The organism is Deltaproteobacteria bacterium, assembly GCA_029858205.1.
Taxonomy (GTDB): Bacteria; Desulfobacterota; GWC2-55-46; order GWC2-55-46; family DRQE01; genus JAOUFM01.
The window spans coordinates 263,453-285,708 of record JAOUFM010000002.1 but is presented as its reverse complement, the minus strand read 5'-3'; the positions used below and the strand labels follow the sequence as shown (position 1 = coordinate 285,708).

At 51.0% G+C, this 22,256-nt stretch carries 22 protein-coding genes and 1 tRNA gene; 8 read left to right on the top strand and 15 right to left on the bottom strand.

Going from position 1 to position 22,256, the window contains the following annotated elements; all coding sequences use genetic code 11:
- Positions 1–1,301: protoporphyrinogen oxidase (gene hemG, locus OEV59_02850; protein ID MDH4226682.1), on the top strand; the 1,301-nt coding region annotated here is incomplete at its 5' end.
- 66 nt (positions 1,302–1,367) lie between these two features.
- On the opposite strand, the gene OEV59_02845 is transcribed toward hemG, so the two are convergent.
- Positions 1,368–1,790 carry a hypothetical protein gene (locus OEV59_02845; GenBank protein MDH4226681.1) on the bottom strand — a complete coding sequence of 141 codons (423 nt, stop codon included), beginning with the start codon at positions 1,788–1,790 and terminating at the stop codon, positions 1,368–1,370.
- Positions 1,791–2,036: 246 nt separating this feature from the next.
- Here OEV59_02845 and OEV59_02840 point away from each other — a divergent pair, with 246 nt between their 5' ends.
- Complete coding sequence (locus OEV59_02840) at positions 2,037–2,264, top strand: hypothetical protein (GenBank protein ID MDH4226680.1); 228 nt, start codon at positions 2,037–2,039, stop codon at positions 2,262–2,264.
- Between the two features lie 157 nt (positions 2,265–2,421).
- Here OEV59_02840 and OEV59_02835 read toward each other — a convergent pair whose 3' ends face one another.
- The 7 genes from OEV59_02835 to OEV59_02805 form a co-directional block, all read right to left on the bottom strand.
- Entirely contained in the window at positions 2,422–5,961 is a 3,540-nt protein-coding gene (locus OEV59_02835) for an SPOR domain-containing protein (protein ID MDH4226679.1), read from the bottom strand.
- Positions 5,936–6,643 (bottom strand): fimbria/pilus periplasmic chaperone, encoded by a 708-nt coding sequence (locus tag OEV59_02830; protein ID MDH4226678.1) that lies wholly within the window; start codon positions 6,641–6,643, stop codon positions 5,936–5,938. Before OEV59_02830 ends, OEV59_02835 begins: the two co-directional genes overlap by 26 nt.
- A gap of 268 nt (positions 6,644–6,911) precedes the next feature.
- Positions 6,912–7,421 (bottom strand): spore coat U domain-containing protein, encoded by a 510-nt coding sequence (locus OEV59_02825; GenBank protein MDH4226677.1) that lies wholly within the window; start codon positions 7,419–7,421, stop codon positions 6,912–6,914.
- A 29-nt stretch (positions 7,422–7,450) separates the two neighbouring features.
- Positions 7,451–7,999, bottom strand: a complete 549-nt coding sequence (locus OEV59_02820) for a spore coat U domain-containing protein (protein ID MDH4226676.1) — start codon at positions 7,997–7,999, stop codon at positions 7,451–7,453.
- 68 nt (positions 8,000–8,067) lie between these two features.
- Positions 8,068–8,598, bottom strand: a complete 531-nt coding sequence (locus OEV59_02815; GenBank protein MDH4226675.1) for a spore coat U domain-containing protein — start codon at positions 8,596–8,598, stop codon at positions 8,068–8,070.
- 173 nt (positions 8,599–8,771) lie between these two features.
- Complete coding sequence (locus tag OEV59_02810) at positions 8,772–9,209, bottom strand: spore coat U domain-containing protein (GenBank protein MDH4226674.1); 438 nt, start codon at positions 9,207–9,209, stop codon at positions 8,772–8,774.
- On the bottom strand, positions 9,203–9,607 hold the full coding sequence (locus OEV59_02805) for a hypothetical protein (GenBank protein ID MDH4226673.1): 405 nt from the start codon (positions 9,605–9,607) through the stop codon (positions 9,203–9,205). The genes OEV59_02810 and OEV59_02805 overlap by 7 nt, the downstream gene beginning before the upstream one ends.
- 140 nt (positions 9,608–9,747) lie before the next feature.
- Between OEV59_02805 and OEV59_02800 the strand changes: the two genes are divergently transcribed.
- Entirely contained in the window at positions 9,748–10,380 is a 633-nt protein-coding gene (locus OEV59_02800) for a FecR family protein (protein ID MDH4226672.1), read from the top strand.
- A gap of 458 nt (positions 10,381–10,838) precedes the next feature.
- Here OEV59_02800 and OEV59_02795 read toward each other — a convergent pair.
- Both OEV59_02795 and secG read right to left on the bottom strand, forming a co-directional pair.
- Positions 10,839–10,923 (bottom strand) — tRNA-Leu (locus OEV59_02795).
- Positions 10,924–10,948: 25 nt separating this feature from the next.
- On the bottom strand, positions 10,949–11,293 hold the full coding sequence (gene secG, locus OEV59_02790) for a preprotein translocase subunit SecG (protein MDH4226671.1): 345 nt from the start codon (positions 11,291–11,293) through the stop codon (positions 10,949–10,951).
- A gap of 282 nt (positions 11,294–11,575) precedes the next feature.
- On the opposite strand from secG, the gene rpoD reads away from it, so the two are divergent.
- Both rpoD and OEV59_02780 read left to right on the top strand, forming a co-directional pair.
- Entirely contained in the window at positions 11,576–13,222 is a 1,647-nt protein-coding gene (gene rpoD, locus OEV59_02785) for an RNA polymerase sigma factor RpoD (GenBank protein MDH4226670.1), read from the top strand.
- Between the two features lie 305 nt (positions 13,223–13,527).
- Complete coding sequence (locus OEV59_02780; protein ID MDH4226669.1) at positions 13,528–16,665, top strand: N-6 DNA methylase; 3,138 nt, start codon at positions 13,528–13,530, stop codon at positions 16,663–16,665.
- Positions 16,666–16,761: 96 nt separating this feature from the next.
- Here the strand turns inward: OEV59_02780 and hgcB are convergent, their stop codons facing one another.
- Genes hgcB through OEV59_02765 form a run of 3 tightly spaced genes read right to left on the bottom strand, consistent with a single transcriptional unit; the run spans position 16,762 to position 18,391 of the window.
- On the bottom strand, positions 16,762–17,025 hold the full coding sequence (gene hgcB / locus OEV59_02775; GenBank protein MDH4226668.1) for a mercury methylation ferredoxin HgcB: 264 nt from the start codon (positions 17,023–17,025) through the stop codon (positions 16,762–16,764).
- Positions 17,022–18,122, bottom strand: a complete 1,101-nt coding sequence (hgcA, locus tag OEV59_02770; protein ID MDH4226667.1) for a mercury methylation corrinoid protein HgcA — start codon at positions 18,120–18,122, stop codon at positions 17,022–17,024. Before hgcA ends, hgcB begins: the two co-directional genes overlap by 4 nt.
- Positions 18,122–18,391, bottom strand: a complete 270-nt coding sequence (locus OEV59_02765; GenBank protein MDH4226666.1) for an HgcAB-associated protein — start codon at positions 18,389–18,391, stop codon at positions 18,122–18,124. The genes hgcA and OEV59_02765 overlap by 1 nt, the downstream gene beginning before the upstream one ends.
- 182 nt (positions 18,392–18,573) lie before the next feature.
- On the opposite strand from OEV59_02765, the gene OEV59_02760 reads away from it, so the two are divergent.
- On the top strand, positions 18,574–19,311 hold the full coding sequence (locus OEV59_02760) for an isoprenylcysteine carboxylmethyltransferase family protein (GenBank protein MDH4226665.1): 738 nt from the start codon (positions 18,574–18,576) through the stop codon (positions 19,309–19,311).
- Positions 19,312–19,318: 7 nt separating this feature from the next.
- On the opposite strand, the gene OEV59_02755 is transcribed toward OEV59_02760, so the two are convergent.
- Together OEV59_02755 and OEV59_02750 are read right to left on the bottom strand one after the other, a co-directional pair.
- Positions 19,319–20,146 carry a hypothetical protein gene (locus OEV59_02755; protein ID MDH4226664.1) on the bottom strand — a complete coding sequence of 276 codons (828 nt, stop codon included), beginning with the start codon at positions 20,144–20,146 and terminating at the stop codon, positions 19,319–19,321.
- A 35-nt stretch (positions 20,147–20,181) separates the two neighbouring features.
- Positions 20,182–20,439, bottom strand: a complete 258-nt coding sequence (locus tag OEV59_02750) for a zinc-ribbon domain-containing protein (protein ID MDH4226663.1) — start codon at positions 20,437–20,439, stop codon at positions 20,182–20,184.
- Between the two features lie 115 nt (positions 20,440–20,554).
- Between OEV59_02750 and msrB the strand changes: the two genes are divergently transcribed.
- On the top strand, positions 20,555–21,646 hold the full coding sequence (gene msrB / locus OEV59_02745; GenBank protein ID MDH4226662.1) for a peptide-methionine (R)-S-oxide reductase MsrB: 1,092 nt from the start codon (positions 20,555–20,557) through the stop codon (positions 21,644–21,646).
- 79 nt (positions 21,647–21,725) lie between these two features.
- Positions 21,726–22,211: a hypothetical protein gene (locus OEV59_02740; GenBank protein ID MDH4226661.1), complete on the top strand. Its 486-nt coding sequence runs from the start codon at positions 21,726–21,728 to the stop codon at positions 22,209–22,211.
- Positions 22,212–22,256: the final 45 nt, after the last annotated feature.

Here is a 22,256-nt window from a genome sequence, read left to right as displayed (position 1 = left end):
GCACCGAGAAGACAGAGGGTTATCTCATAGAGGGCGGGCCGGATTGTTTCTTATCCGAAAAGCCATGGGCAATGGCGCTTTGCAGAAAGCTTGGGCTTGGCGACAGGCTCATGCCGACCGCCAGGCCAAGAGGCAAGACCTTTGTTCTTTCAAAAGGCAAGCTTCATCTTCTGCCAGAAGGCGTCATATTAATGGTCCCGACAAAGATGCTCCCGCTTCTTACGAGCAGTCTTATCTCCATACCCGGAATGATAAGGATGGGGCTTGAGCTCTTTATACCTAAGAAAAAAGGAAATAAGGACGAGAGCCTTGCCGAGTTCGTGACAAGGAGGCTTGGTAAAGAGGCCCTGGATAAGATAGCAGAGCCGCTCGTTGCCGGAGTGCATGCAGGGGACCCCGATACCATGAGCATTCGCTCGAGTTTTCCGAAGTTCGTTGAGCTCGAAGAAAAGTACGGAAGTCTGATAAAAGGCATGCTGGCGAGGATGAAGAGCGGCGGTATGCACGGCGGCGCAAAGCCCGCGGCTTCTCAGGCAGGCCCGAGGCCCACGATGTTCATGACGCTAAAGGGCGGGCTTGTCGAACTGATAGATAAGCTTGTGGAGAGGTCAAAGGACGCGGTCGAGATACGCACAAATACCATGGCCGCTGATATAAAGGAGAATAAGGAACTCGGGTATGCCATAACACTTGGCGACGGGTCTTCTCTGAGGGCGGATGCGGTAATATTCACAACCCCTGCGCATGTGACCGCGAACCTCATAGGCGGCGTTGACAGAGAACTGCCACAGCTTTTGAGAACGATTGCGTATGTTTCAACAGCGACCGTTTCTATCGCATTCGAGAAAAAAGACATAAAACACCCGTTAGACGGTTTCGGCTTTGTCATACCGAGGACAGAGGGCAGGAAAATCATGGCAGCCACGTGGAGCTCGGTTAAGTGGGAGGGCAGGGCGCCCGATGATAAGGTGCTTATCAGGTGCTTTGTCGGAGGCGCTTCGAACGCCGCGCTCGTTGATATGACCGATGAGGAGATGAGCGCTGTTGTGAGGGCCGAGTTGAAGGACATAATGGGAATAGACGCGGTTCCTGTGCTAACGCGCATATACAGGTGGAAGAACTCCATGCCGCAGTACACTATCGGGCACATAGAGAGAGTGGAGGAGATAATGAAGCTTAGCTCCAGGCACAAGGGGCTTTATCTTACCGGAAGCGCGTATAAGGGCATAGGCATAAGCGATACGGTAAGAGAGGCCGAGGAAACGGCAAAGGCGGCGTTTGGCGCGCTAAAGAACGCCTGATTTTCTCTTAGGTAAGTATATGTTGCGGCGCGGGGATAATTCCCTTGCGCCGTATTTTTTTGTGTTTTACTGTCCCGGCAGCTCGGTCAACGGAGCCATGACATTGTTTGTTTCCTCTATCGTTTGCGCCAGGGTAAAGAAAAGTTCTTTTGTGTCCGTCACAAAAGCCTCTGTGGCGTTTAATATGGATGTCTCGCTTTCCCATTTGCGTATGTATATCTCTGCGGTATTGCCAAGGTTCGCTACTTTTGTTTTTAGTTTTTCCGCGCTGCTTCTTATGTTTTCGTCGACGTGGGCGTTTAGAAGCGGATATATAGACTGGTAGTCCAGCGCAAGGTTTAGTGTCAGCGTGCCGGCAAGTTTCGCAAGAAGCCGCCTTGAGCCGCCCCTGTTTTTCGAGATTTCCTCGCTGTTGATTCCTGTTGCAATATTTTTTGCGATGGTGTGCATGTAGTCGCGATGTATTTTCGGTTTGAGTGTTGGTTGCATCGCGTGTTACCTCCTTTGCGGTTTTTGCAGGCGGGGCAAAGGTGTGTGGCTTTAGGTGTGCGCCGTGCTATGAGTAGAATATAGCCGATATCAGCGGCATGTCAAGGCGCACACAGGCGAAAAATTTTTAGCTCTTGACACTTGCCAAATATGAGAGTAATATTCTTGATTAAACCTATCATGGTTCTTGATATATAACCCTCAGGGTATGCGTTAAAAAAATATTCCATCTGGAGGAAAGAAAAAATGAAGAAGATATTTGCGATGTTTGCAGCGGCAGCACTTGTGCTCCCGCTCGCGGTAATGACCGGTTGTAAGAGCGAGGCCCCGGCCCCGGCTCCTGCTCCGCCCGCAGCACCTGCGGCAGCACCGGCACCTGAGGCAACTCCGGCCCCTGCGGCAGTTCCTGCACCTGCGGCAGCTCCGGCTCCTGCAGCAGCTCCGGCACCGGCAAAGACCACGACCAAGAAGTAAGTTTCAAAGATAATCGTGCAACAGAGAAGGGGCGGCCCTATGGCCGCCCCTTGTTTTTTGAGTAACCAGCTGTTTTTACTTTAGTTTTCCGTGTTTCCAGCGGAGCAGTTTTTTGGTGTTGTTATCGAATTCGAGTGCCAGGATTTTGATTTTGCCTCTAAGGTTGTTTGCCGGGTGCCGGTTTGATTTCAACAACGGAAGTTTCTTTGGCCAAGCGTTTCTTTATCAGGCCGCGTTCTTCTGAGGCTTCTTTTTTTGTATTGAATTTGCCTATCAGCACGCGTATCGTGGTGTTTTCGTATATGTGTGCATCGTAGCCTTCGCTCCGATAGTATTTAAGAAGAGCCTCGGCCTCAGAGCGGTTTTTGAAGGTTCCGGCCTGCACTGCGTAATAGCTGCGTTTGCCTGCGCGAGACGCAAGTTGGGCGCGCGTAACGGCGGTTACGAATGTGTCGAATCCTTCTTTTGCTTCGATGCTTCGCCCAAGCGATGTTGCTTCGGCGAGATTGTCGAACTTACCGACCAGCACCCGTGAGAATGTCCTGTCGCTATATATAAAGGCATCGTAACCTTTTTCTCTTAGAGTGTTTAACCGTTCTTCAGCGTGCTCGGGGACGAGGAAGGCACCGGCCTGTACCGTAAAGGAGCTTGCTGCTCCTGTTGTTTTCGGGGTGAGCGAAGTTTTTGCGAATTCCATGACGTAGGCGTCGCTGTCCGTTGATTTTCTCAGGTTGCGTGCGAGGCGCGCGGCATCGCCTCTTTTTTCGAAGCTGCCGACCCATACCCTGACAAGCGTGTCTTCGTATATAAAGGTGTCGAAGCCGCCGTCTTTGAAGCGGCGAAGAACTTCTTCTGCATTGTCTCTTTCCTTGAATGCGCCGACCTGCACCGAGTAATTTTTACCTTCCATAGAGGTCAGAGCGTAGAGTTCTGTGCAGGTTATGGACGGAAGTGCAATGGAATTGCCGGTAGAGGGCGGTATCATGAGCGGGAAATCGCAAATAGCGTTGCCTGTGGTGTTGGTTGCCGTGCCTTCGTAGGCGCCACCGGCCACGTCTTTGGCTGCAAACGAGCCTTTCTCGTCCAATGCGAAGCTGTGCTCGTCTTTGGCGTTTTCGAGCGTTACCGTCCAATTTGCCGCTGGTTTTGCCGTAGTGCCTTCGAGAATAAGCAGGGTGCCGCTTATAACCGGGATTTTTGCGGCCGGTTTGCCTGCTGCGGCTCCTATCGGATGCGTGGTGCCTGCCGCCGTCGGCTTGGAAGGCGGCGGTGCTATTGCCGTTGCAAAGCCCGTATCCTCGGTCTTAATAGCAACCTTTTCCTTTTCGTCGACACCGGGGCCCTCGGCCATGTTTTTGCATAGTATAAGGCCGACGCTTATCTCTACGGCCTTGCTCTCCGGTACGGAGATATCAACGGAGCAGTTCTTGTCGCCGCGCCGTATCTGCGCGGTATGTTTTCCTACAGGAATGTTTTCGAGGTAGAACTCGCCGTTCTGGATAAGAGGCGATCCGTAGTCAACGCCCGCTGCGGTTACTGTCATGAGCCAGAATTCTGCCGGCGTTATTCTGCCGTTTTCCACTATGTGTACATTTCCGGTTATTGCCTGCAGCTTTGCCGGAGCGAAGTCAAGCAGTGTTCCTCCCCTAGTCTGGAGCGAGACGTAGCGCGTGTAGGTCGGCAGAGAGTATCCGAGCGGCACTTCGTCGTCTTTGATGCTTATGTTGTTTGCCTCATATGCCGTAAGCCTGGTAAGGAGCGTTTCGCCGCGCCAGTCGGTCGGATAGGCTGTCGCGCCGTTTGCCGTTACGCCGAGGCCTTTTATGTTGCCTGTCTTGACTATCGCGAAGGAATCGCTTATCGGTTGTCCGAGATGCACGCTTCCGCCTGCCGTTGCTATGCTGCCGGCAGCCCGCGCGCTGTAGGACGATATGTCGAATGTTTCGTTGTATCGCGCCGAGTAGATGCCGTAGCGCGCATAGTACATGGCTTCGTTGTCGTAGTTTGTTGTTTGCTCTTCCGTGCGCTCTGCCCGAAGCCTCAGGGCCGCGCCTTTGTCGTTAATCGGCGCTTTGTTAATAGTTGCTATGCCTTTGGCCGTGCCGTCGGTGTTTTCGTAGCCGAGCGCGGCCGTGGTGGTATTTCCTATCATGTATCGCAGGTTCGCGAATATCTCTTCAGTGCGTCTGGTGCTCGTTTGGGTGACAGAGAGCGTTGTGTCGAAGGATAAGCCCCTGAACAGGCTCCGTGAGTATTTAAGCGAGTATTTTTCGAAGTCTTCCTGCTCGTAATGGTGGGCGTTGGTATACCCGAGAGATACGCTTCCCATCAGGCGGTTTGCGTAGGATATGGATGCTATGAGTTCTTCGCTTGCCCTGTCCTTCGCAACTGGCATGGAGAGGTTCGTGTAGTACCTGCTGTAGGAGCGGAGCGTACCTCTTAGGTTTACTCCGTACTTGCCGATGGAATAGGTATATCCTACGGAGTACGCATCGCCGGATTTGTCCGTGACCTCTTCTTTGGAGCTTGCGTATGCAGCGTCGAAGAAACCCAGCGGGCCGAGCATGAAGTTCGTCATGAGGCCGCCGCTTGCCATGCCGTTTGTTCCTTCGGCCCTGTAGCCGAGGGTGAGGGCCTCGGTCAGTCCGTAGCGGTGGAAGGCAAGGAATGAGGGATTTTTGTCGTAGTCGTCGCTTTCCTGGCCGAGGTGTAGCCTTCTAAATCCTGTGTTGTATGAGTATTCGTGAAATCCTTTGGCCAGAAGTGTCGAAAAGAAATAAAACGGGACGACGATGCGCTTTTCCTTGCCAAACGAGTCGCGTATGACCATTGAGGCCTCGCCAACGCCGCTTGTAAGAGGAATGTTTTTGAACTCGAATTCGCCCGGGTGAAGGGTCTGCTTGCTTACAAGCGAGCCGTCGACCCATAGTTCTACGTCCGATGGCGATGTTATGATGCCCGTTAGAGTGAGACCTGGGTAGCGAAGGAAGAACGGGTTTAGCGAGTAATTTTTAGAGATGCCGAGTCCGCCTATGGTCGAACCGCCGCCGAGTTCCATGGTCGTAGCGTTTAAGTCGCCGAGTATGTAGCGGCGCATGCGCGCGGTGTCGTCGCGCACGATGTTTGTCATCATGCGAACCGAGGTCTCTCCGTCGTTGTTTTTTGTGTAGGAGTAAGTAGAGTAGAGGAGGTATTTTCTGTACCTTACGCCTAGTTCGAGCGGCATGGAGAAGGCCGTCGGGTCGAAGTAATGGTCGCGCGTGAAGTCGAATGAGTAGTTCAGGAACGCGGAGCTTGTCTCAGGGGACTCTAGCCCCTTGGGCCTTAGTCTGCCGAGCCCTATGACGGTTTGTTCGAATGCGCTTGGCGGGGCTGTCAGCTTCAGTGTGGCTACCGACGCGTCCAGGGCGTAGTCAATGCCGGTGGCTTTCAGAGATTTCAGCGAGGTATGGCGCTGGCCGCCTATGACGGTCTCCTTGCCTTTTACGATGATGCCTATCTCGGTCAGGTCTTCCGAGAGAACGAGCACGTCGCCGGACTCCGTGGTGTAGACGAAGCCGTCGCCTTTTTCGACATCGTTTAGGTAGAATGTAAGGATTGCCTTTTCGCTTGCCGTGGCGGACGTTGAGAAAAGGAAAATGTAAAATAGGGCAGAGAGAAAAAGCGCAATCTTAATTGCACATTTTCTTGTCCACATTGACGGTTTCTTTCAAGGTGAGGCCCGCGGCCTCGGCGGTCATTGCCAGTTTTGCCGCTGTTTTGCATATATCGGGCGGTATCTCTGCAGAGTGTGGCCTTTTTTTGCCTGAAAGCACGTACCAGCTTTTTATGGGCACGTTTCCTATTTCTTTTCCGGAAGCGTCAAGTATTGCAACACTTGCCTTGGTTATCTGGAAGTGCGTCTTGCCGGTGTTTTCTATGTCAAAGGAGAGGGCGCCTTTGGATGTATTGACGCCGGTTATCTTGCCAGACGGCACGGCTTTTTTCGACGGAGCTATGAATATGGGGACCGAGATCCTTAGCGCTATTTTCAGCACCGGAGTATCCGATGTGAACGACTGCGGCACCTCTTCGATTATGATTCTGTAGGTTCTCTCCGCCGGCTCGGAGCCCTTATCATAGTTGTAGCCTATCTTTATTCTGCCTTCGCCCTTTGCGTTAATGGTAAGGATTTTCGGCATGTAGGCGATATCTTCGGCGGCCTTTTCGGTTATGTCAGCGCCCTTGTCGTTCTGGGTCCATTCGTAGACCTTTACCTTGATGGTGACTGTTTCATCGCCTTCGTTTTTAAGGACAAGGCTGTCGGTTTTCTTGTCCGGGGTTATGAATACTTTTAGCGGGAGCACATTCAGGGAACTGGCGTAAACGATCGATGGCATGAGCAGAAATAGCGGTAGTAAAAAAAGAATGGCTTTTTTGGTCATGGTGTTTCTCCTGCCATGGTTTGACATTTTCTTGAAATTACATTGGAATACTACAACTAAAAAGCGCCTAAGTCAAGGATTTTTTTATGTTTATTCGGTTTTTGGCAGCTTGTGGCCAAGTGTGTGGCAATGGCGTTAAATGACCGGTTAAAGATAGTGGGCGGCCGGAAAAGCAAAGGGCCCTCGAAAGGGCCCTTTGAGCATATCTTTATGCAGAAGCTTGTCAGTAGGTTACTGTTACGCCGACTGTGTCTGTATAGGCTCCTGGTACCGCCGCCTGTCCGCCAGGTATTACGCCGTAAAGGCCTTGCGCCTGGACTGCGCCGTTTCCGGTAATCGATGCAGTGGCTGCGCCGCCGGAGACAGAGCCTGCCACCTGCGTTGACCCCGCATCCCAGTAAAGGGTGTAGTTTAGGAGGTTTGCGCCGGCATCCTTCATGCTTCTTTGCGGCGCTGTTCCGTTTGCGCCGTTATCTAAATCTATAGTATAGGGCACGCCGTTTGCGCAGGTGACGTTTACCGGAGCGTTAGGCGCCGCTACGTTGCCGGGCTGCGTTGTTATATACTGCGGGAATACTACGGCGCTGGTCGTTACCGAACAGGCTATTACGACAGTTCCGGAGACGCTTATCGAGCCTGTGGCGCTCATTGCCTCTGCCTTGTGCGTTGAGAGTGAAAGTGCCAGTATTGCCGCTGTTGCTATTATTGCCGAGATGATTATAATGCGCTTCATATTTGTCTACGTCTCCTTATCTGTTTTTTTTAATATGTTACCGTAACCGTTGCAGAATCCGTGTATGTGAGCCCTGTGTTGCCCCACTGATTGCCCGGGACGGTCACGCGAACCTTGAAGTTCTGTGTTGCGCCTGTGCCCGAATCTATCCGTGGGGTGCCAGCGTCAGCGCCAATGCCAGCAGGCCCTTCAAGGGCTTGGGTAAGCGGGTTTATCCAGTTGAGCAGGTATGCTATATGGCTCATATTTAACGGGTCTGCAAGGGCCCTTGTGTTAGTATAGGTTGGATTTGGGGACAGACCCTTATGCAACCCACCATCTATGTCTATGCCGTAATTTGTGCCCATTGGGCAGTATACCGAAATTGTGGCATCTGTTGTGTTATTCGTGGGTTGATTGCTTGCGTATGGCGGTATGGTTACGGCTGAGGCTGTTACCGAGCAAGTGCCTTGCACAAGCATCGAGAAGTTCATGGTCGTTGTCGATGTAAGCGCCTGGGTAGACGGCGGTGCAACCGCTATCAGTGTGATAATGATGGTTGCTATAGCGGCAAAGGTTAAAATAAGACGTTTTTTCATGGCATTATCTCCCTTAGTGAGCGTATGTTCTATATTTTAGCCGTGTGGCACTATACGGGTTGTTATTCTTACCAAGTTACGTCTATGGTGACCGTATCCGCGTATGGTGCCTGCACAGTTACCGGCTGGTTTGCCAGGGCAACACCTGTTAGCTCTATAAGTTGCACCGAACCGTTGCCAACGCCTCCTTTGGAGGTGCCGGTAGGAATGGTCGAGCCGGCAATTTGTGTTTTAGCTGTATCCCAGTATAACCTGTATGAGAGGAAAGTGGTGCCTGCGCCGCCGTCCTTAAGAGACCTGCCGCCTTGCGGACCAAGACCGAAGTTCGAGCCCTGTCCCAAGTCGACTGTATAGTTTACGCCGCTTGTGCAGGTCACCACTATGGCGTTTGTTACCGTGTTGACATTTTCGGTTGGCTGCAGGTTGCTGTAGTTACCAAGGTTTATCGGATTGGTTGCGACACTGCAAGTGTTGGCGGTGCTGAGACTTATGTTCAACGAGGTTGTAGCCAGTGCTGCATGTGACGGTGCCGGGATAAAGACCATTACGGCAAATATAACGGCAATTGTCAGAAGTGTCTTTGCGGCGAAGTTACTCATACTATTTATCCTCCTTATTGGTAAACAAGTTATTTTTACTTATTTATGTTTGGTAATAAACAAAATGACAGTTTAAATGTTACACCTTCGTCCGATATAAGTCAAGTTGTTTTTGCCGGCAATGTGGTTGTAGATAGCTGTAGATAAAGGTATGTGCGGTGCAGGATAAGTGCTTAGTAGGTAACCGTTACGATGACGGTATCTGTGTATGTCCCGGGCGGCAGCGATTGCACGGCAAATACCCTGGAAAAGACCGAGTATGTCTGGTCTGTTCCGGTGCCCATGCCGTATACGAGTTCTTCCGTAAGTGCCAGCCCCCATTTTTGCGTGCGCGAGGCGTCCTTATATAGGTCGTAATTGGCGAAGCTGGCGCCGTTTTGCAGCCGTCTGTAGGGCGCGGCGTAGTGAAGGCCGTTATCAAGGCCGATGTTGTAGGGGGTTGTGCCGGGGCAGTTTACAGTTACAAAGCCACTCGAATCGTTGTTGACCGGCTGATTCGTGGCGTACGTGCCAAGCCCCGGAGTCGTAGCCTTTACAGTGCATGCCATGGCCTCGCCAGAGCAGAGCATAAGGGCCGCGAATGCGGCTATTGCAAATATTTTTTTCACCATGTGACGGTCACGCCGGCCGGTGTGGCCGTCTTGTCACCGCAGCCCTTCTTTTGCAGAGAGCTCTCCTCCACAAGCCCGGGGCTGTAGGCCGTGCTAAACGAATCGAAGTCCTTTGTTTCGTAGAGGGTTTTGGGGTCAAGGGTTATATCCACGTTTGAGCCTGCCGCCGTGCCGGAGCCCGAAAGCAGCGTATCTGCCGAGACGCTTGTTTGCGAACCGGCGCTGTTTGTGCATGTGACCTGGAGGCCGTTGCCTGCGGTTGCGTCGACCGAGCACGCATCAACGACAGTGCCAGATACCGGGACGAAATCCGTTGTTGTCATGCCTTCTTCGGCAGCGGCGGTGGATGCCGAAAACAGGGCCGAGCATGAAAACGCAATGATAACGGCATATGCCATACGTGTGCCCATATAAAATATGTAATCCATATTCGTTTAAAAGTCAAGCAAACATAGATGGGATGTTTAATTGGCGGCGTTTTGCCTGGGGGGAAATAAGTTGTTGACATCCGCCCGGCAAAAATATACGCTTTTTGGGTATGGGAAGGATTATATTGATCATAGCGGTGTTGTTTGCCGTTGTCGGTTATTGTTCTGTAAGTTACGCCGCGGGCCCTGCGGGGCACGTTGCCGCGCTCAAGGGCAAGGTGACGATAAAGCGCGGCAAGGTCGTTCGCGAGGCCGCCCTGAACGATGCCGTGTATGTGAACGACAAGATTGAGACATTTGGCACAAGCAGGGTAAAGCTTCTTATGAAGGACGACAGCGTGCTTACGCTGCAACCCGATTCAACTATGGTTATAAACGAGTTCTCCATGCGTAAAGACAGAAAACGCGGACGTTCCATGGTCAGTCTTTTCGAGGGCAGGCTAAGGTCGCTTGTAAGCAAATCACAGGCAGGTTCCTTCCGCGTCAATACCCCTACCGCGGTTGTCGGCGTAAAGGGCACTTATTTCAGCGTATGGGTTGGCACCGATGCCGGAAGGCTCTTTACCGGCGTCGGGCTGCACGAGGGCGCTGTAACGGTAGAGAACATAGACAGGAAGGTCAAGGGCGAGGTTTCGCTAAAACAGAACCAGATGACCCTTGTCTACGAGAAAGAGCCGCCGCGAAAGCCGACTACCATTCCAGAGGAGCGAAAGGATGAACTGCTAAGCTGTCAGCCCGAGTAGGCGCTAGCCGCCTGGGCGCGGATATGAGCGTATAATATATTGATAAAAAAACCGGCCTTGCGGCCGTTTTTTTATTGTTGTAGGTTTGAACGGGGAATCGCTCTGCTGTATTTTGTTGTTATTTGCTTTTTTTCGTAGAAGAAAACGGTCTGTTGCTTGGATTGATTAGGCTGGTACTGTGAGCGTGTTGCAAGATTTTTAATTACGCCACGGGTTTCTTTGCTTGCTTTCTTTTTTCGTAGAAGAGAACGGTGTGGTGCGTGGGTTGATTAGGCTGGTACTGTGAGCGTGTTGCAAGATTTTTAATTATGCCCAGGTTTCTTTGCGTACTTTCTTTCGTAGAAGAAGACGATGTGGTGCGTGGATTGATTAGGCTGGTACTGTGAGCGTGTTGCAAGATTTTTAATTATGCCCCAGGTTTCTTTGCTTACTTTCTTTTTTCGTAAAAAGAAAGTAAGTGGTGCCGAAGGGGGGACTCGAACCCCCACGGGTTGCCCCACCACCCCCTCAAGATGGCGTGTCTGCCAATTCCACCACTTCGGCGTTTTACCCTGGACTTGAAACTATGTTATTTCGCAGCAGGCGCGTTTTCCGGCGTGCCCTGCTTTACCGGAGCCTCTGGGGCTGCCGGAGCAGCCGGCGCGCTCTCTACCGCCTTTACGTCCGTCATTATGGACGAGGTAGACGGAGTGCTTGCCACGTACGAGAGGTATAGAGAGGTGACCATGAATATCGCTGCGCACGCTATCGTGACTTTGCCCATGAACGACGTTGGGCCGCTGCTTCCAAACATCGTCTGGCTTGCGCCAGCGCCGAAGCTTGCTCCCATGCTCGCGCCCTTGCCAAACTGCATGAGGATGGCGGCCACGAGAAATACGCTTACAAGCACATGGATTATTATTACGAGTGTCATCATTTTGGTTTTGTTTCGCGGGTTGCCCCGTGCCTCCCGAAAAACAATATTAAAAAACATCTTGAGGAAAAAAGCAAGAGAAAAATGGAGAGAAAATAGTTGCGGGTTTTCTTGTAAAAATTATTCTTTAAAAACAACTAGTTAGGGTTGGGCTGTTTGTGGCATCTTGGCGCGTCGGCTTGACACGCGGCATTGTTACGTGCTATACTCGAATATTAAAAAGCCCGTTATTTCGAAGAGATAGATTGTCTTAAAATAACTAATATGGCAGGGAAAGCGACCATGAAAACGGCAAACAAAAAAAAGGACACGGCCGTTAATAAGGCGGCAGCCAAAAAGGCTCCGTTAAAAGCGGCAAAGCCTGTGAAAGCGGTAAAGCCTGTGAAGGCGGCAAAGGCTGCCGGCAGCAATGCAAGCGGCGAGGATATAGTCGTTGTAAAGGGCGGCGACAACAGCACCGAGATTGCCGCGCTTATAAGCACGGGCAAGGAAAAGGGCTTTCTCACCTACGATGAGATAAACGACGCATTCTCGGACGAGAACTTCTCGGTTGAGGAGATGGACACGCTGCTTGAAACGCTTGGCGAGCTCGGCATAGAGGTCGTTGATACGGCCGAGGACGCGCGAAGCGCCGAGGGCGAGGCCCCCGAGGCAAAAGAAGAGTTCGAGACCGAGAGGGTCGAGGACCCGGTGCGCATCTACATGCGCGAGATGGGCTCCGTATCGCTTCTAAAGCGCGAGGAAGAGGTCGTGCTTGCAAAGCGCATCGAAGAGGCAAGAGAGGAGTTAAAGCGTCTTGTGCTTGGCAGTCCGTTTGCCTCGCGCGAGGTGCTTAGGGTGGCAGAGAGGATAGAGCAGGAAAAGGCCTCTTTGAGAAAACTTCTTGACGAGGTGGAGGAAGGGCAGTTCGACGAGGAGTATGCCGAGGACGTGCTCGAGCAGGTCGCGAAGTTGAAGCGCCGTAAGGGCGAGAGCGCGTATAAGCTTCTAAAGGACATGAACCTTAGCGGCGCCTTGCTTGCAAGAATCGTCCGCCGCATCACAAGGCTCGAGGACAGAATCGAGACCCAGGAGCGCAGGAGAAGCGGCAAGAGGGCCGAGAGGTCAAAGCTTCGGATAAAGCGCGTACTTAGAAAGATAGAGATGAAAAGAGAGGAGTTAAAGCAGCTCTCTCGCGACGTCAAGATAAACGACTACAACATGAACGAGGCAAAGCAGCGCCTCATCGAAGCCAACTTGAGGCTCGTTGTCAGCATCGCAAAGCGCTACGTGAACCTCGGGCTTAAGTTCTCCGACCTTATTCAGGAAGGCAACATCGGCCTTATGAAGGCCGTTGACAAGTTCGACTATAAGAAGGGCTATAAGTTCTCTACATACGCCACGTGGTGGATACGGCAGGCGATAACGAGGTCCATTGCCGACCACGGAAGAACGATCCGTATTCCCGTGCACATGATAGAGACAATAAACCGCCTTCTCCAGACCTCAAGGCAGCTTCTTAAGGAGCTTGGCAGGGAGCCTGACCCCGAGGAAATCGCCGAGAGGATGGATATTCCGATAGTAAAGGTAAGGCGTATCCTTAGGCTCATGAAGCAGACGCTTAGCCTCGAAACTCCGATAGGAGATGACGAGGAAAGTTCGCTTGGAGATTTTATCGTGGACGAGAAGTCGCCTTCTCCTGCCGAGACGGCAATCGAGAAAGACCTTTCTTACCAGACAGACCTTGCGCTCGATACGCTTACGCCGAGGGAGCAGAAGGTTCTAAAGATGCGCTTTGGCATAGGCGAGCGGCAGGATTATACGCTCGAGGAAGTCGGCAAGGTGCTTGGCGTTACAAGGGAGCGTGTGCGTCAAATTGAGGCAAAGGCAATAAGGCGGCTACGCCATCCAACAAGGGCGAAGCTGCTTAAAGGCTTTGCCGAGGGTTAAGGTTTACAAGCCGTCGGTTTTTGCAGCAGGCCGAGGGCCTGCACCCGAATATAAAAGCAATCTTTGTTGAGGCCGTTTTTTAGTGCCGGGCGTATTACAAAAATACGCCTCTGCAGGGAAAACGGCCTCGTCGCGTCTGGCGCAAAACCTGACGGCTTGCTTATGTTTTTGTACGGTCTGACGGCCAACTTGCCGGTTTGTTAGAGAGTATATAGTATGCTCCCCCACGCTTACAGCGCGGGGGTTTTTGTTTTGAGGCAAAGGGTTGTTGATATAAAAACCTGTTTATGGTAAAAACATAGGCAATGTTAAAGGAATATTTAAAGGGCATTTATGAAATCCAACAGCGCGGGGACGCGAGGGAAGAAAGTTATTATTCGACCCTTGAAGAATTGTTGGAACGATATTCCGAAGAAAAGAAATTAAAGGAAGTTCAAGTAACAACCCTTCCCAAAAAAACCGAAGCCGGAAATCCTGATTTCAGAGTTTGGGACGGCAAGACGCGGATTACCGGTTATATCGAGGCCAAAGACCCGTCCAAGGAAGACCTTGATAGCATAGAAGAAACAGACCAACTCCAGCGTTACCTGCATACTTTCCCCAACCTGATATTGACTAATTTTTACGAGTTCAGGCTCTACCGCGACGGTAAGCGCATAGCTTTGGCGCGTGTGGCAAGGCCGTTTATATCCAGAAAACTCAAGACCCTGCCTCCTGTCGAAGAAGAAAAAGAGTTTTATGCCTTGCTTGACAAGTTTTTCTCGTTTTCAATCCCAAAGACAGTGAGTGCCGAGGCCCTTGCCGTAGAGCTTGCGAAAAGAACGCGTTTCTTGAAAGATGAGGTAATGCTCGAAGAGGTGACTAGCGGGCGCAAGGGAAGTATCTATGAGTTCTATGAGGCATTTAAGAAATACCTGATTCACGATTTGAGCGAAGAGGATTTCGCGGATTTATATTCCCAGACAATAGCCTACGGCCTGTTTGCCGCGAGGTCGAGGTGCAAGGAGCGGTTTTCGAGAAGGGCTGCTTACGACTTCATACCCCATACAATCGGGATATTGAGGGAGGTTTTTAAGTTCATTTCGTTGGGCGACCTTCCAAAGCAGATGGAGTGGGTGGTTGACGACATAGTAGAGGTGCTGGCAAACGCGGATGTCGGAAAAATCCTGCACGATTATTCCAAAGAGGGCAAGGGAAAAGACCCGATTGTGCATTTCTACGAGACGTTTCTTAAGGAATATGACCCCAAGACAAGGGAAAAAAGGGGCGTCTACTATACGCCGGAGCCGGTTGTTTCCTATATTGTAAGAAGCCTCGATAAAATACTTGAAGACAAATTTGACAAGGAAGACGGTCTTGCAACGCGCGCTGTTACGGTATTGGACCCTGCGGGAGGGACGCTGACCTTTCCGGCTGAGGCCGCGAAACTGGCAGTCGAAAGGTGCGTAAAAAAGTACGGCGAAGGAGCGCGTGAAAAGCTGATAAGGCAGCATGTCCTTGAAAACTTCTACGCCTTCGAATTGATGATGGCTCCCTATGCGGTCGGGCACATGAAGATGGGGTTTTTGTTCGAGGAACTGGGCTTTAGGCTCGGCGATGAGGAGAGGTTCAAGTCCTATCTTACCAATACGCTCGAGTTTGAGGAGTTCGAGCAAAGCAATTTCCCGTTCATGAAGGCGCTTTCCGAAGAATCGCACGAGGCCGGAAAGGTAAAGCGCGAAACCCCAATCCTCGTCATTATGGGCAATCCGCCGTATTCCGGGCATTCGGCGAACGTCGGCGAGTGGATATCTAAGCGTATAGGAGCGTATAAGCAGGTTGACGGTAAACCGCTTGGAGAGAAGAACCCGAAGTGGTTGCAGGACGATTATGTAAAGTTCATAAGGTTCGCTCAATGGAAGATAGATGAGGCAGGCAGAGGGATGGTGGGCTTTATTACAAACCACAGCTGGCTCGATAACCCGACGTTCAGGGGCATGAGACGGTCTTTGATGACGAGCTTTGACGAGGTTTATGTTTTGGATTTGCACGGAAATAGCCTTAAGAAGGAAAAATGCCCGGACGGCAGCAAGGACGAGAACGTATTTGATATTCAGCAGGGTGTAGCGATTTCGATTTTCGTAAAGACCGGCAAGAGCAAGGAAAAGGGCGTTTATCATTCGGAATTATACGGTTTGCGCGAAAAGAAATACTCATGGCTCGAAGGCCATGATTTGTACGATACGAAGTGGAAGAAGCTTAATCCCAAGTCCGACGCCTATTTTTTCATACCGAGAAACGAAAAGGCTCTAAAGGAATATGAGACCTTCTGGAAGGTTACGGATGTATTCCCGGTAAACAGCGTAGGTATAGTTACGGCAAGGGACAATCTGACGATAAAATTTACCAAAGATGAAGTTTGGCAAACGGTTTTGAATTTTTCGAGACTCGACGCTGATTTTGCCAGAAAGGCTTATGAACTCGGCGATGATGCGAGGGATTGGAAGGTTGATTTGGCGCAGAAGGACTTAATGGCCAGCGGTATGCGTAAAGAGATGATAGTTCCTATTCTATACAGACCGTTTGACGTTAGGTATACGTATTATACTGGTAACTCGCGTGGATTTCATTGTATGCCGCGCAAGGATGTTATGCGGCACATGATGAGGGAGAATCTGGGGCTGATAACCGTAAGACAGGTTGCCGAAGGAATTTTTGACCATGCTTTTTGCGTTGATTCAATCGTAGAAAGTAGAATTACATTGAGCAACAAGGGCATCGGGTATCTTTTCCCCCTTTATCTCTACGAAGAAGTCGAGCCTCAGAAGAAAAAATCCACTTTCGGCGGCTCAATGATGATGCTATTCGAGGAAAAGAGCGAGTATACATCCAAAAGGCCGAATATATCGCCTAAGCTCATAGAGGCCTTAACAAAGGCCTACAAAAAGGCACCTACGCCCGAAGAGATTTTTTACTATATTTACGCGGTTCTTTATTCGAATACATATAGGGCAAAATACGCCGAATTTTTAAAGAGCGATTTTCCGCGTGTGCCTTTTACAGGCGATTATAAGTTATTCAAAAAAGTCGGCGTATTTGGTCAGGAACTTGCGGAGTTGCATCTCCTTAAATCAAAGAGCCTCAATAAACCATTGGTAAAATTTCAGGGCAAGGGCAATCATAAGGTGGAAAAGCCCAAGTATGATCCGAAGGATAAAAAGGTTCATATAAACGAAGGTCAATACTTCGAAGGCATATCAAGCGAGGTCTGGGATTACCACATCGGCGGCTATAGAGTCATGGAAAAATGGTTAAAAGAAAGGGCGAAGGCAGAGAGGCCGCTATCGCTCGATGACATTAAACATTATTGCAGAATGAGCGTTTCGATAGAAGAAACAATCGAGTTGCAGGGAAAAATCGACAAGGTATATTCCGAAATTGAAGAGAATGTCATAGAAGCATAGAAAGGCAGCTACCGTGAGTCTATAAGAGCTGCTTGGTTTTTGTTTTAAGGCCCATTCGGGTGCAGGCCCTCGGCCTGCTGCAGGCGTCACGCCTGCCTAGCCGCAGCAGGCTTCTTCGCCGGTGTTCTCTGCGTAAATCAGCGCCTGGGCGCAGCCCACTCCTGCGTCGACCTTTATGGCGTCGTGAGCGCAGTTTTTCTGGCACGCGCCGCACTCCATGCAAAGGTCTTTGTCCGTTATGCGGGCCTTGTTGCCGTCCATAACAAACACTCCTCTTGGGCATACCTGTTCGCACCTGGTGCATCCCGTGCATTTTGAAGTGTTGTATTCGAGGGTGGAGACGTTTTTAAGGTATATCATAGCGTGCCTCCTTTTGTTGCGATGTGCGTAATGAGCGAGAGCGCAGATACTGCTATTGCCGCCTTGTAGAGCGGCAGCGCGTATTTGAGTTCCTTTGCAACCCCGGATTTATTGGTATACGCTGTCGCGCCGGTAAACTGAAGCGCGAGGTACGAGCTTACTGCCGGGAAAAATGCGTAAGCAAAAACAGTAAGGGCCGTGTTCTCTGCTGCGCTTATCCCGGAAATATAGAGCACGCCGAAGGTCGCGAGTATTCCTGTGATAAGCCCCTTTAGCGCAAAGGAGCGAATGGGCACGAGCGGCAGGATTACAGGCGTTATGAGCGCGCCGGTGAATATTGTTGCAAGAGAGAGTATCACGAGCGGCAGCGCATCTGTTGCGTCGGCGTAGAGGAATCCCTTTTCCCCGATACCGGCTATGATGAATAAAAACGCCGCAACATACGGAAGTGTTTTTAGCGCAGGGATGAACTCCATCGGCGTAAGTACCAGCCTGTCAACGTAGCCAAAGTCCGGCACGCGCATCTTTGGCGTTGTCTTCATGTTGTTATCAATAAAGGCCTTTATGTCGCGTGCATTGGCAGGGCCGTAGATAACGTGGAACCCTGTCTGGCGCTTTACTTCATGGGCAGCTACACCCGGGGCGCCAAGAAGCGGAACGATTATCTTTCCGTGCGAGACATGGGAGCCGAGCCGTGCCTTGAATATCCGTGTTACGAGCTCTTCGGTGCCGAAGGTGCCTTTGCCTGCCGCGCACCAGACGTTTATGCCCTTGGTGTCGAGGACAAGGATATGGGCGTTTATTCCCTTTAGTTCGCGCCGCAGCACATCGAAAGAAAGCTTATAGTTTGCGGTGACGAACACATGGCTGTCCTTTGACGGCGTTCCTATGGAGTAGAGCCCGGGTTCTATTGAATAGTTCATGCGGAATCTGTTAGAGAGGCGCGCCATAACTGCGCCGTAGCGGTCGCATAACGCCCACTCAGAGGTTGTCGCCTTTGGCGCGGACGCGGCTTCAGCAGGTGGTGGACAACACGATGTTGCCTTCGGCGTGCCAAAGGCCTTTGGGGATTTTGGTTTTGGCGGACAGCATTCCATCAGAGCACCTCCTTTAAGACCGGGCCGAGTTTATCCTTTACCATACCCACGAGCTCGTCGGTCCTTATAAGCGCGATACAGCATACCTTCCCGTCTTTTTCAAAGCTTGCGAGCGCGAAGCGGTCGCCTGCCTTTATGGACGCTTTTTTTCTTAGTTCCTTCGGCAGTACCATCTGGCCTCTTTCGTCAACGGCGATTATGGTCTCGACCGTGCAGACCGCTTTTACACCGCAGCAGCCGGCGCCGCTTTTTTTGGATGTTTTTGCCATAAGCCCTCCGTAAGTATAATCAGCTTGTTCTGATTATACTGAAAAAGCGCGCTCTTGTCAAGACCCTCAGCCTTTGCCGCGGCGCCAGGGGCCGCGTGGCCGCGGATATTGCCAATTTTGATGACACGGGCATATATTTCTGGTAATATTTCTTATTCAATGACCAGGGATAAGGGAGACACATGCCGCTAAAAGAGGAGTTTCGCACAACCGGAGAATGGATGTTTCGCCACAGGAGCTATCTGCCGCTCCTGATACTTGTGCCAATGCCCTTTGCCGTGTATTTTTCGGTAAGGCCCATAAGCGCGCATTTTGGCGGCCTTGCCTCCGACATATTCTTTATAGCCATCTCCGTTCTCGGGCTTTTAGTAAGGTGCGCGATAGTCGGTTTCACGCCAAAGGGTACTTCCGGAAGGAATACCAAGAGGCAGGTTGCAGAGAGCCTCAACACAGCCGGCATATACGCCTACGTGAGGCATCCTCTATACGTTGGTAATTTTCTCATATTCATGGGCATTGTCGCGGCCGTTGAGTCGCTCTGGTTCTTCGTGTTCTCGTTCCTTACGTACTGGCTCTATTACGAGAGGATAATGTATGCCGAAGAGGAGTTTTTGAGGGACAAGTTCAAGGCAGATTTTGTCGAGTGGGCCGAGAGGACCCCGGCGATAATACCGAAACTTGGCGGGTGGAAGCAGCCGCCACTTGAGTTCTCGCTTCGTAACGTGCTAAAGCGCGAGTACAGCGCTTTTTACCTCATAGTCGTTTCGTTCTTTATACTTGCGACCGTTGAGAGGCTTATCGCGGGTAGCAGTTGGTTTAGTCCCGGCTGGATAGTATTTCTTGCTGCCGGCACGGCTATCTACGTGATGCTTTTGATGCTAAAGAAAAAGACCAAGCTCCTCTTTGTCGAGGGCCGCTAAAGGCCGTTTATTTGAACTCGATGGTTATTTCCGGGCTTCTGTCGTAGCGTATTTCCTCGAATTGTTCGTCGGCGCCGCCAATATCTTCAACGAAGTGGTATGTCGTCCCGAGAAACTCCTCGTAATTCACCGTGCGTATAAAGCGGCGCACCTTGTCTTCGTCCTTGGTTATTTTGTCCAGGTCTATGTCTATGAGCGTTACCGTGGCGTTTCGCATGTCTGCCGTCGAGGCGTTGGTGCTTGTTATTTTGCCGTCTACCTTTACGCGAAATTTTAAGCGGTTTTCCCTGAGCAGTTTTTTTGCCCCGACGATACTTTCCCTCGAAACCATCTTCGAGTCCTGAGTGGAGCGTTTTTTGCCGCTGTTTTTCCCCTTGTCCTTTATGTCGGGCATGGGCTTTATTATGGTAAGCCTGGATTTTTCTCCCGGAGCGAACGTAAAACGGGTTAGCATTTCTTCTTTGTATTGATTGGTGTCGTCCTCAAAAAAACCCACTGTCAGGAGAAATGGGCTAAGCCGCACCTTGTTTATGTCGGCGAACGAGTAGACGGTCTCTATTTTGATGAAGCCGGGGCGCGAGACCGTGTCTGTTTTGAACGAGTCGAGCGTTACGCCGCGGCCGAGTATGGGAGCGATATCCTTGTACATGCGCTCGTCGGGGCCGCTGGGCCCTTTTTTCCCTGGCGTTCCATCTTCGTCCTTTGTGGCGCGCAGGCTTGTTTTGCTTGTAATAGTGCCGCTGCCGTCCTTCTTTACGTTAATGGTTATGTCGGAATCGACGCAGCCGGCAAGAACGAGCGGCAGTAGCGTCAAAAGCAGCAGATATTGTCTCATGCTCAGGTCTCCGGCAGGCGTTTTTTGGGACGGGATTATTTCCCAGTGAATTTTTCGATAACGTTCATTATGTCGTCGAAAAAGATATATGCAAGGATGAAGAATACGACAAGAATAATGGCGGTCTTGATGGATTTTGCGAGGCCGCGCGCTTCCTCGGCCTTTTTGTATTTTTCTATTGTAGCCTGCTGCTCCTCCGCTGTCTTTAGAAGCTTGCCGCACCCGGGGCAGCGCATCGCGCCCTTTAGTATCTGTTTGCCGCAAAACGGACATTTATCCATGCCTGCAGTCATTTCAATATCCTCCGAAATATAAGTTTACCATAAAACCGGGCTGTTAACAGCCATTTTGTGTTTTTGTGATTTGTTAAGGCGCCAATCGATGCTATAATTATTATCGGGGGTGTCTATGAGAGGCTTTTCCGTGGCGCTCCTTTTGGCTGCGGTTTTCGTATTTGGGTGCGAAAGCGCTGCCGTGAACGAGGAGGCCAAAGTGGAACAAAAAGGACAAAAAATTGCCGTGTTCGCCGGCGGGTGCTTCTGGTGCATGGAACCTCCGTTCGAAAAGACCGACGGGGTTATAAGTGTCGTGTCAGGATATACAGGAGGCCGTGATACAGAGCCGACATACGAAGAGGTGTCGAGCGGTTCTACCGGCCACTATGAGGCGATTCGTATTGCTTACGACCCGGCGAAGGTTTCCTACGCCGATCTTATCGAAATATTCTGGCGCCAGATCGACCCAACGGATGATGGCGGAAGCTTTGCAGACAGGGGCCCCCAGTATAGGAGTGTGATTTTCTATGCTGACGAAAAAGAGAGAAAAATTGCAGAGGAAAGCAAAAAGCGTATCGAGGCCTCCGGTATATTCAAGGAGCCGGTTGTCACCGAGATAAAAAAGCTCGATGCATTCTACGAGGCAGAGGACTACCATCAGGATTATTATAAGCACAACCCCGTGCGTTATAAGCTCTACCGCGCAGGCTCCGGGCGCGACGCATTCATTGAAAAGGCGTGGAAGGGTTACCAGCCAAATGCCTTCGTAGAAGCGGGCGCGTACATGCGCCCCTCTGACGGCGAGCTTAAGAAATGCCTCACGCCGCTTCAGTATGTGGTTACGCAGGAAGAAGGCACGGAACCGCCTTTTGAAAATGAGTTCTGGGACAGTAAAAGAGAAGGCATATACGTGGACATCGTAAGCGGCGAGCCGCTCTTTAGTTCAACGGATAAGTTCGACTCTGGCACAGGGTGGCCAAGCTTCACAAAGCCAATAGAGCCGGCTACCATCATCGAGCGCGAGGATAAAAAGCTCTTTATGACGAGAATAGAGGTAAGGAGCAAAAAAGCAGGCTCGCATCTCGGGCACGTCTTTCCAGACGGCCCAAAACCAACAGGACTTAGATACTGCATAAATTCAGCATCGCTTCGTTTTATCCCCACAGAAGACCTTGAAAAGGAAGGCTACGGCATTTATAAGAAGCTTTTCGGTAAGGGTAAGTAAAATTTCGTTTTGATAATCCTTCAGGCCGATGCTATGCTTGTGGCTATCGGCGTAAACGCTATATAAGGCGAGGGGCTAAATGGTTGAGGAGAAGTCAGCTGCACCGGAACCGAGCAATGCAGCGGCACGGATTGAAGGCGAGAAAAGTCTTGGTAGAGGCGTTTTGGCCGGGATTGTGGCGGCAGTTGTACTCGGCGTGGTGTGGGTGGCGGTCGCAGCCCTGACAGGCAGCAAAATAGGGTTTTTAGCCTGGGGCATGGGTGGGCTCTGCGGCTATGCAGTGTTAAAGTTCTCGGGTAGGGGCACGGCGTCTCAGGCCACAGCCATATTAATAAGCGTAGTAGGGATTATAATAAGTAAGTACTTTATAGTTTATTGTGCTTACAAGAGTATTGTTGTGAAGGATTTTGGGGTCGAGGCGGCTTCTGCCGTAAGCGTATTTGGAGCGGAGACGATATACGTCTTTATGGAGAATCTCTGGACTGTTTTCGGCGGCTTCGAGATACCGTTTGAGGTGCTTGCGGTTGTGAGCGCTTGGAAGATTACGGAGCGTAGTTTTTGTTGATAAAAACGGCGGCGCGTTTAAAAAACGCGCCGCCGCAGTTGCCTA

What these genes read in the sequence shown, in the direction of transcription:
- OEV59_02835 (MDH4226679.1), bottom strand. Translation starts at nt 5,961, where the DNA reads ATGTGGACAAGAAAATGTGCAATTAAGATTGCGCTTTTTCTCTCTGCC.
- OEV59_02805 (MDH4226673.1), bottom strand. Translation starts at nt 9,607, where the DNA reads ATGGCATATGCCGTTATCATTGCGTTTTCATGCTCGGCCCTGTTTTCG.
- OEV59_02825 (MDH4226677.1), bottom strand. Translation starts at nt 7,421, where the DNA reads ATGAAGCGCATTATAATCATCTCGGCAATAATAGCAACAGCGGCAATA.
- hgcA (MDH4226667.1), bottom strand. Translation starts at nt 18,122, where the DNA reads ATGGAATGCTGTCCGCCAAAACCAAAATCCCCAAAGGCCTTTGGCACG.
- OEV59_02830 (MDH4226678.1), bottom strand. Translation starts at nt 6,643, where the DNA reads ATGCCATCGATCGTTTACGCCAGTTCCCTGAATGTGCTCCCGCTAAAA.
- OEV59_02845 (MDH4226681.1), bottom strand. Translation starts at nt 1,790, where the DNA reads ATGCAACCAACACTCAAACCGAAAATACATCGCGACTACATGCACACC.
- OEV59_02765 (MDH4226666.1), bottom strand. Translation starts at nt 18,391, where the DNA reads ATGGCAAAAACATCCAAAAAAAGCGGCGCCGGCTGCTGCGGTGTAAAA.
- OEV59_02780 (MDH4226669.1), top strand. Translation starts at nt 13,528, where the DNA reads ATGTTAAAGGAATATTTAAAGGGCATTTATGAAATCCAACAGCGCGGG.
- OEV59_02750 (MDH4226663.1), bottom strand. Translation starts at nt 20,439, where the DNA reads ATGACTGCAGGCATGGATAAATGTCCGTTTTGCGGCAAACAGATACTA.
- OEV59_02810 (MDH4226674.1), bottom strand. Translation starts at nt 9,209, where the DNA reads ATGGTGAAAAAAATATTTGCAATAGCCGCATTCGCGGCCCTTATGCTC.
- OEV59_02840 (MDH4226680.1), top strand. Translation starts at nt 2,037, where the DNA reads ATGAAGAAGATATTTGCGATGTTTGCAGCGGCAGCACTTGTGCTCCCG.
- OEV59_02755 (MDH4226664.1), bottom strand. Translation starts at nt 20,146, where the DNA reads ATGAGACAATATCTGCTGCTTTTGACGCTACTGCCGCTCGTTCTTGCC.
- msrB (MDH4226662.1), top strand. Translation starts at nt 20,555, where the DNA reads ATGAGAGGCTTTTCCGTGGCGCTCCTTTTGGCTGCGGTTTTCGTATTT.
- secG (MDH4226671.1), bottom strand. Translation starts at nt 11,293, where the DNA reads ATGACACTCGTAATAATAATCCATGTGCTTGTAAGCGTATTTCTCGTG.
- OEV59_02815 (MDH4226675.1), bottom strand. Translation starts at nt 8,598, where the DNA reads ATGAGTAACTTCGCCGCAAAGACACTTCTGACAATTGCCGTTATATTT.
- OEV59_02760 (MDH4226665.1), top strand. Translation starts at nt 18,574, where the DNA reads ATGCCGCTAAAAGAGGAGTTTCGCACAACCGGAGAATGGATGTTTCGC.
- OEV59_02800 (MDH4226672.1), top strand. Translation starts at nt 9,748, where the DNA reads ATGGGAAGGATTATATTGATCATAGCGGTGTTGTTTGCCGTTGTCGGT.
- rpoD (MDH4226670.1), top strand. Translation starts at nt 11,576, where the DNA reads ATGAAAACGGCAAACAAAAAAAAGGACACGGCCGTTAATAAGGCGGCA.
- hgcB (MDH4226668.1), bottom strand. Translation starts at nt 17,025, where the DNA reads ATGATATACCTTAAAAACGTCTCCACCCTCGAATACAACACTTCAAAA.
- OEV59_02820 (MDH4226676.1), bottom strand. Translation starts at nt 7,999, where the DNA reads ATGAAAAAACGTCTTATTTTAACCTTTGCCGCTATAGCAACCATCATT.
- OEV59_02740 (MDH4226661.1), top strand. Translation starts at nt 21,726, where the DNA reads ATGGTTGAGGAGAAGTCAGCTGCACCGGAACCGAGCAATGCAGCGGCA.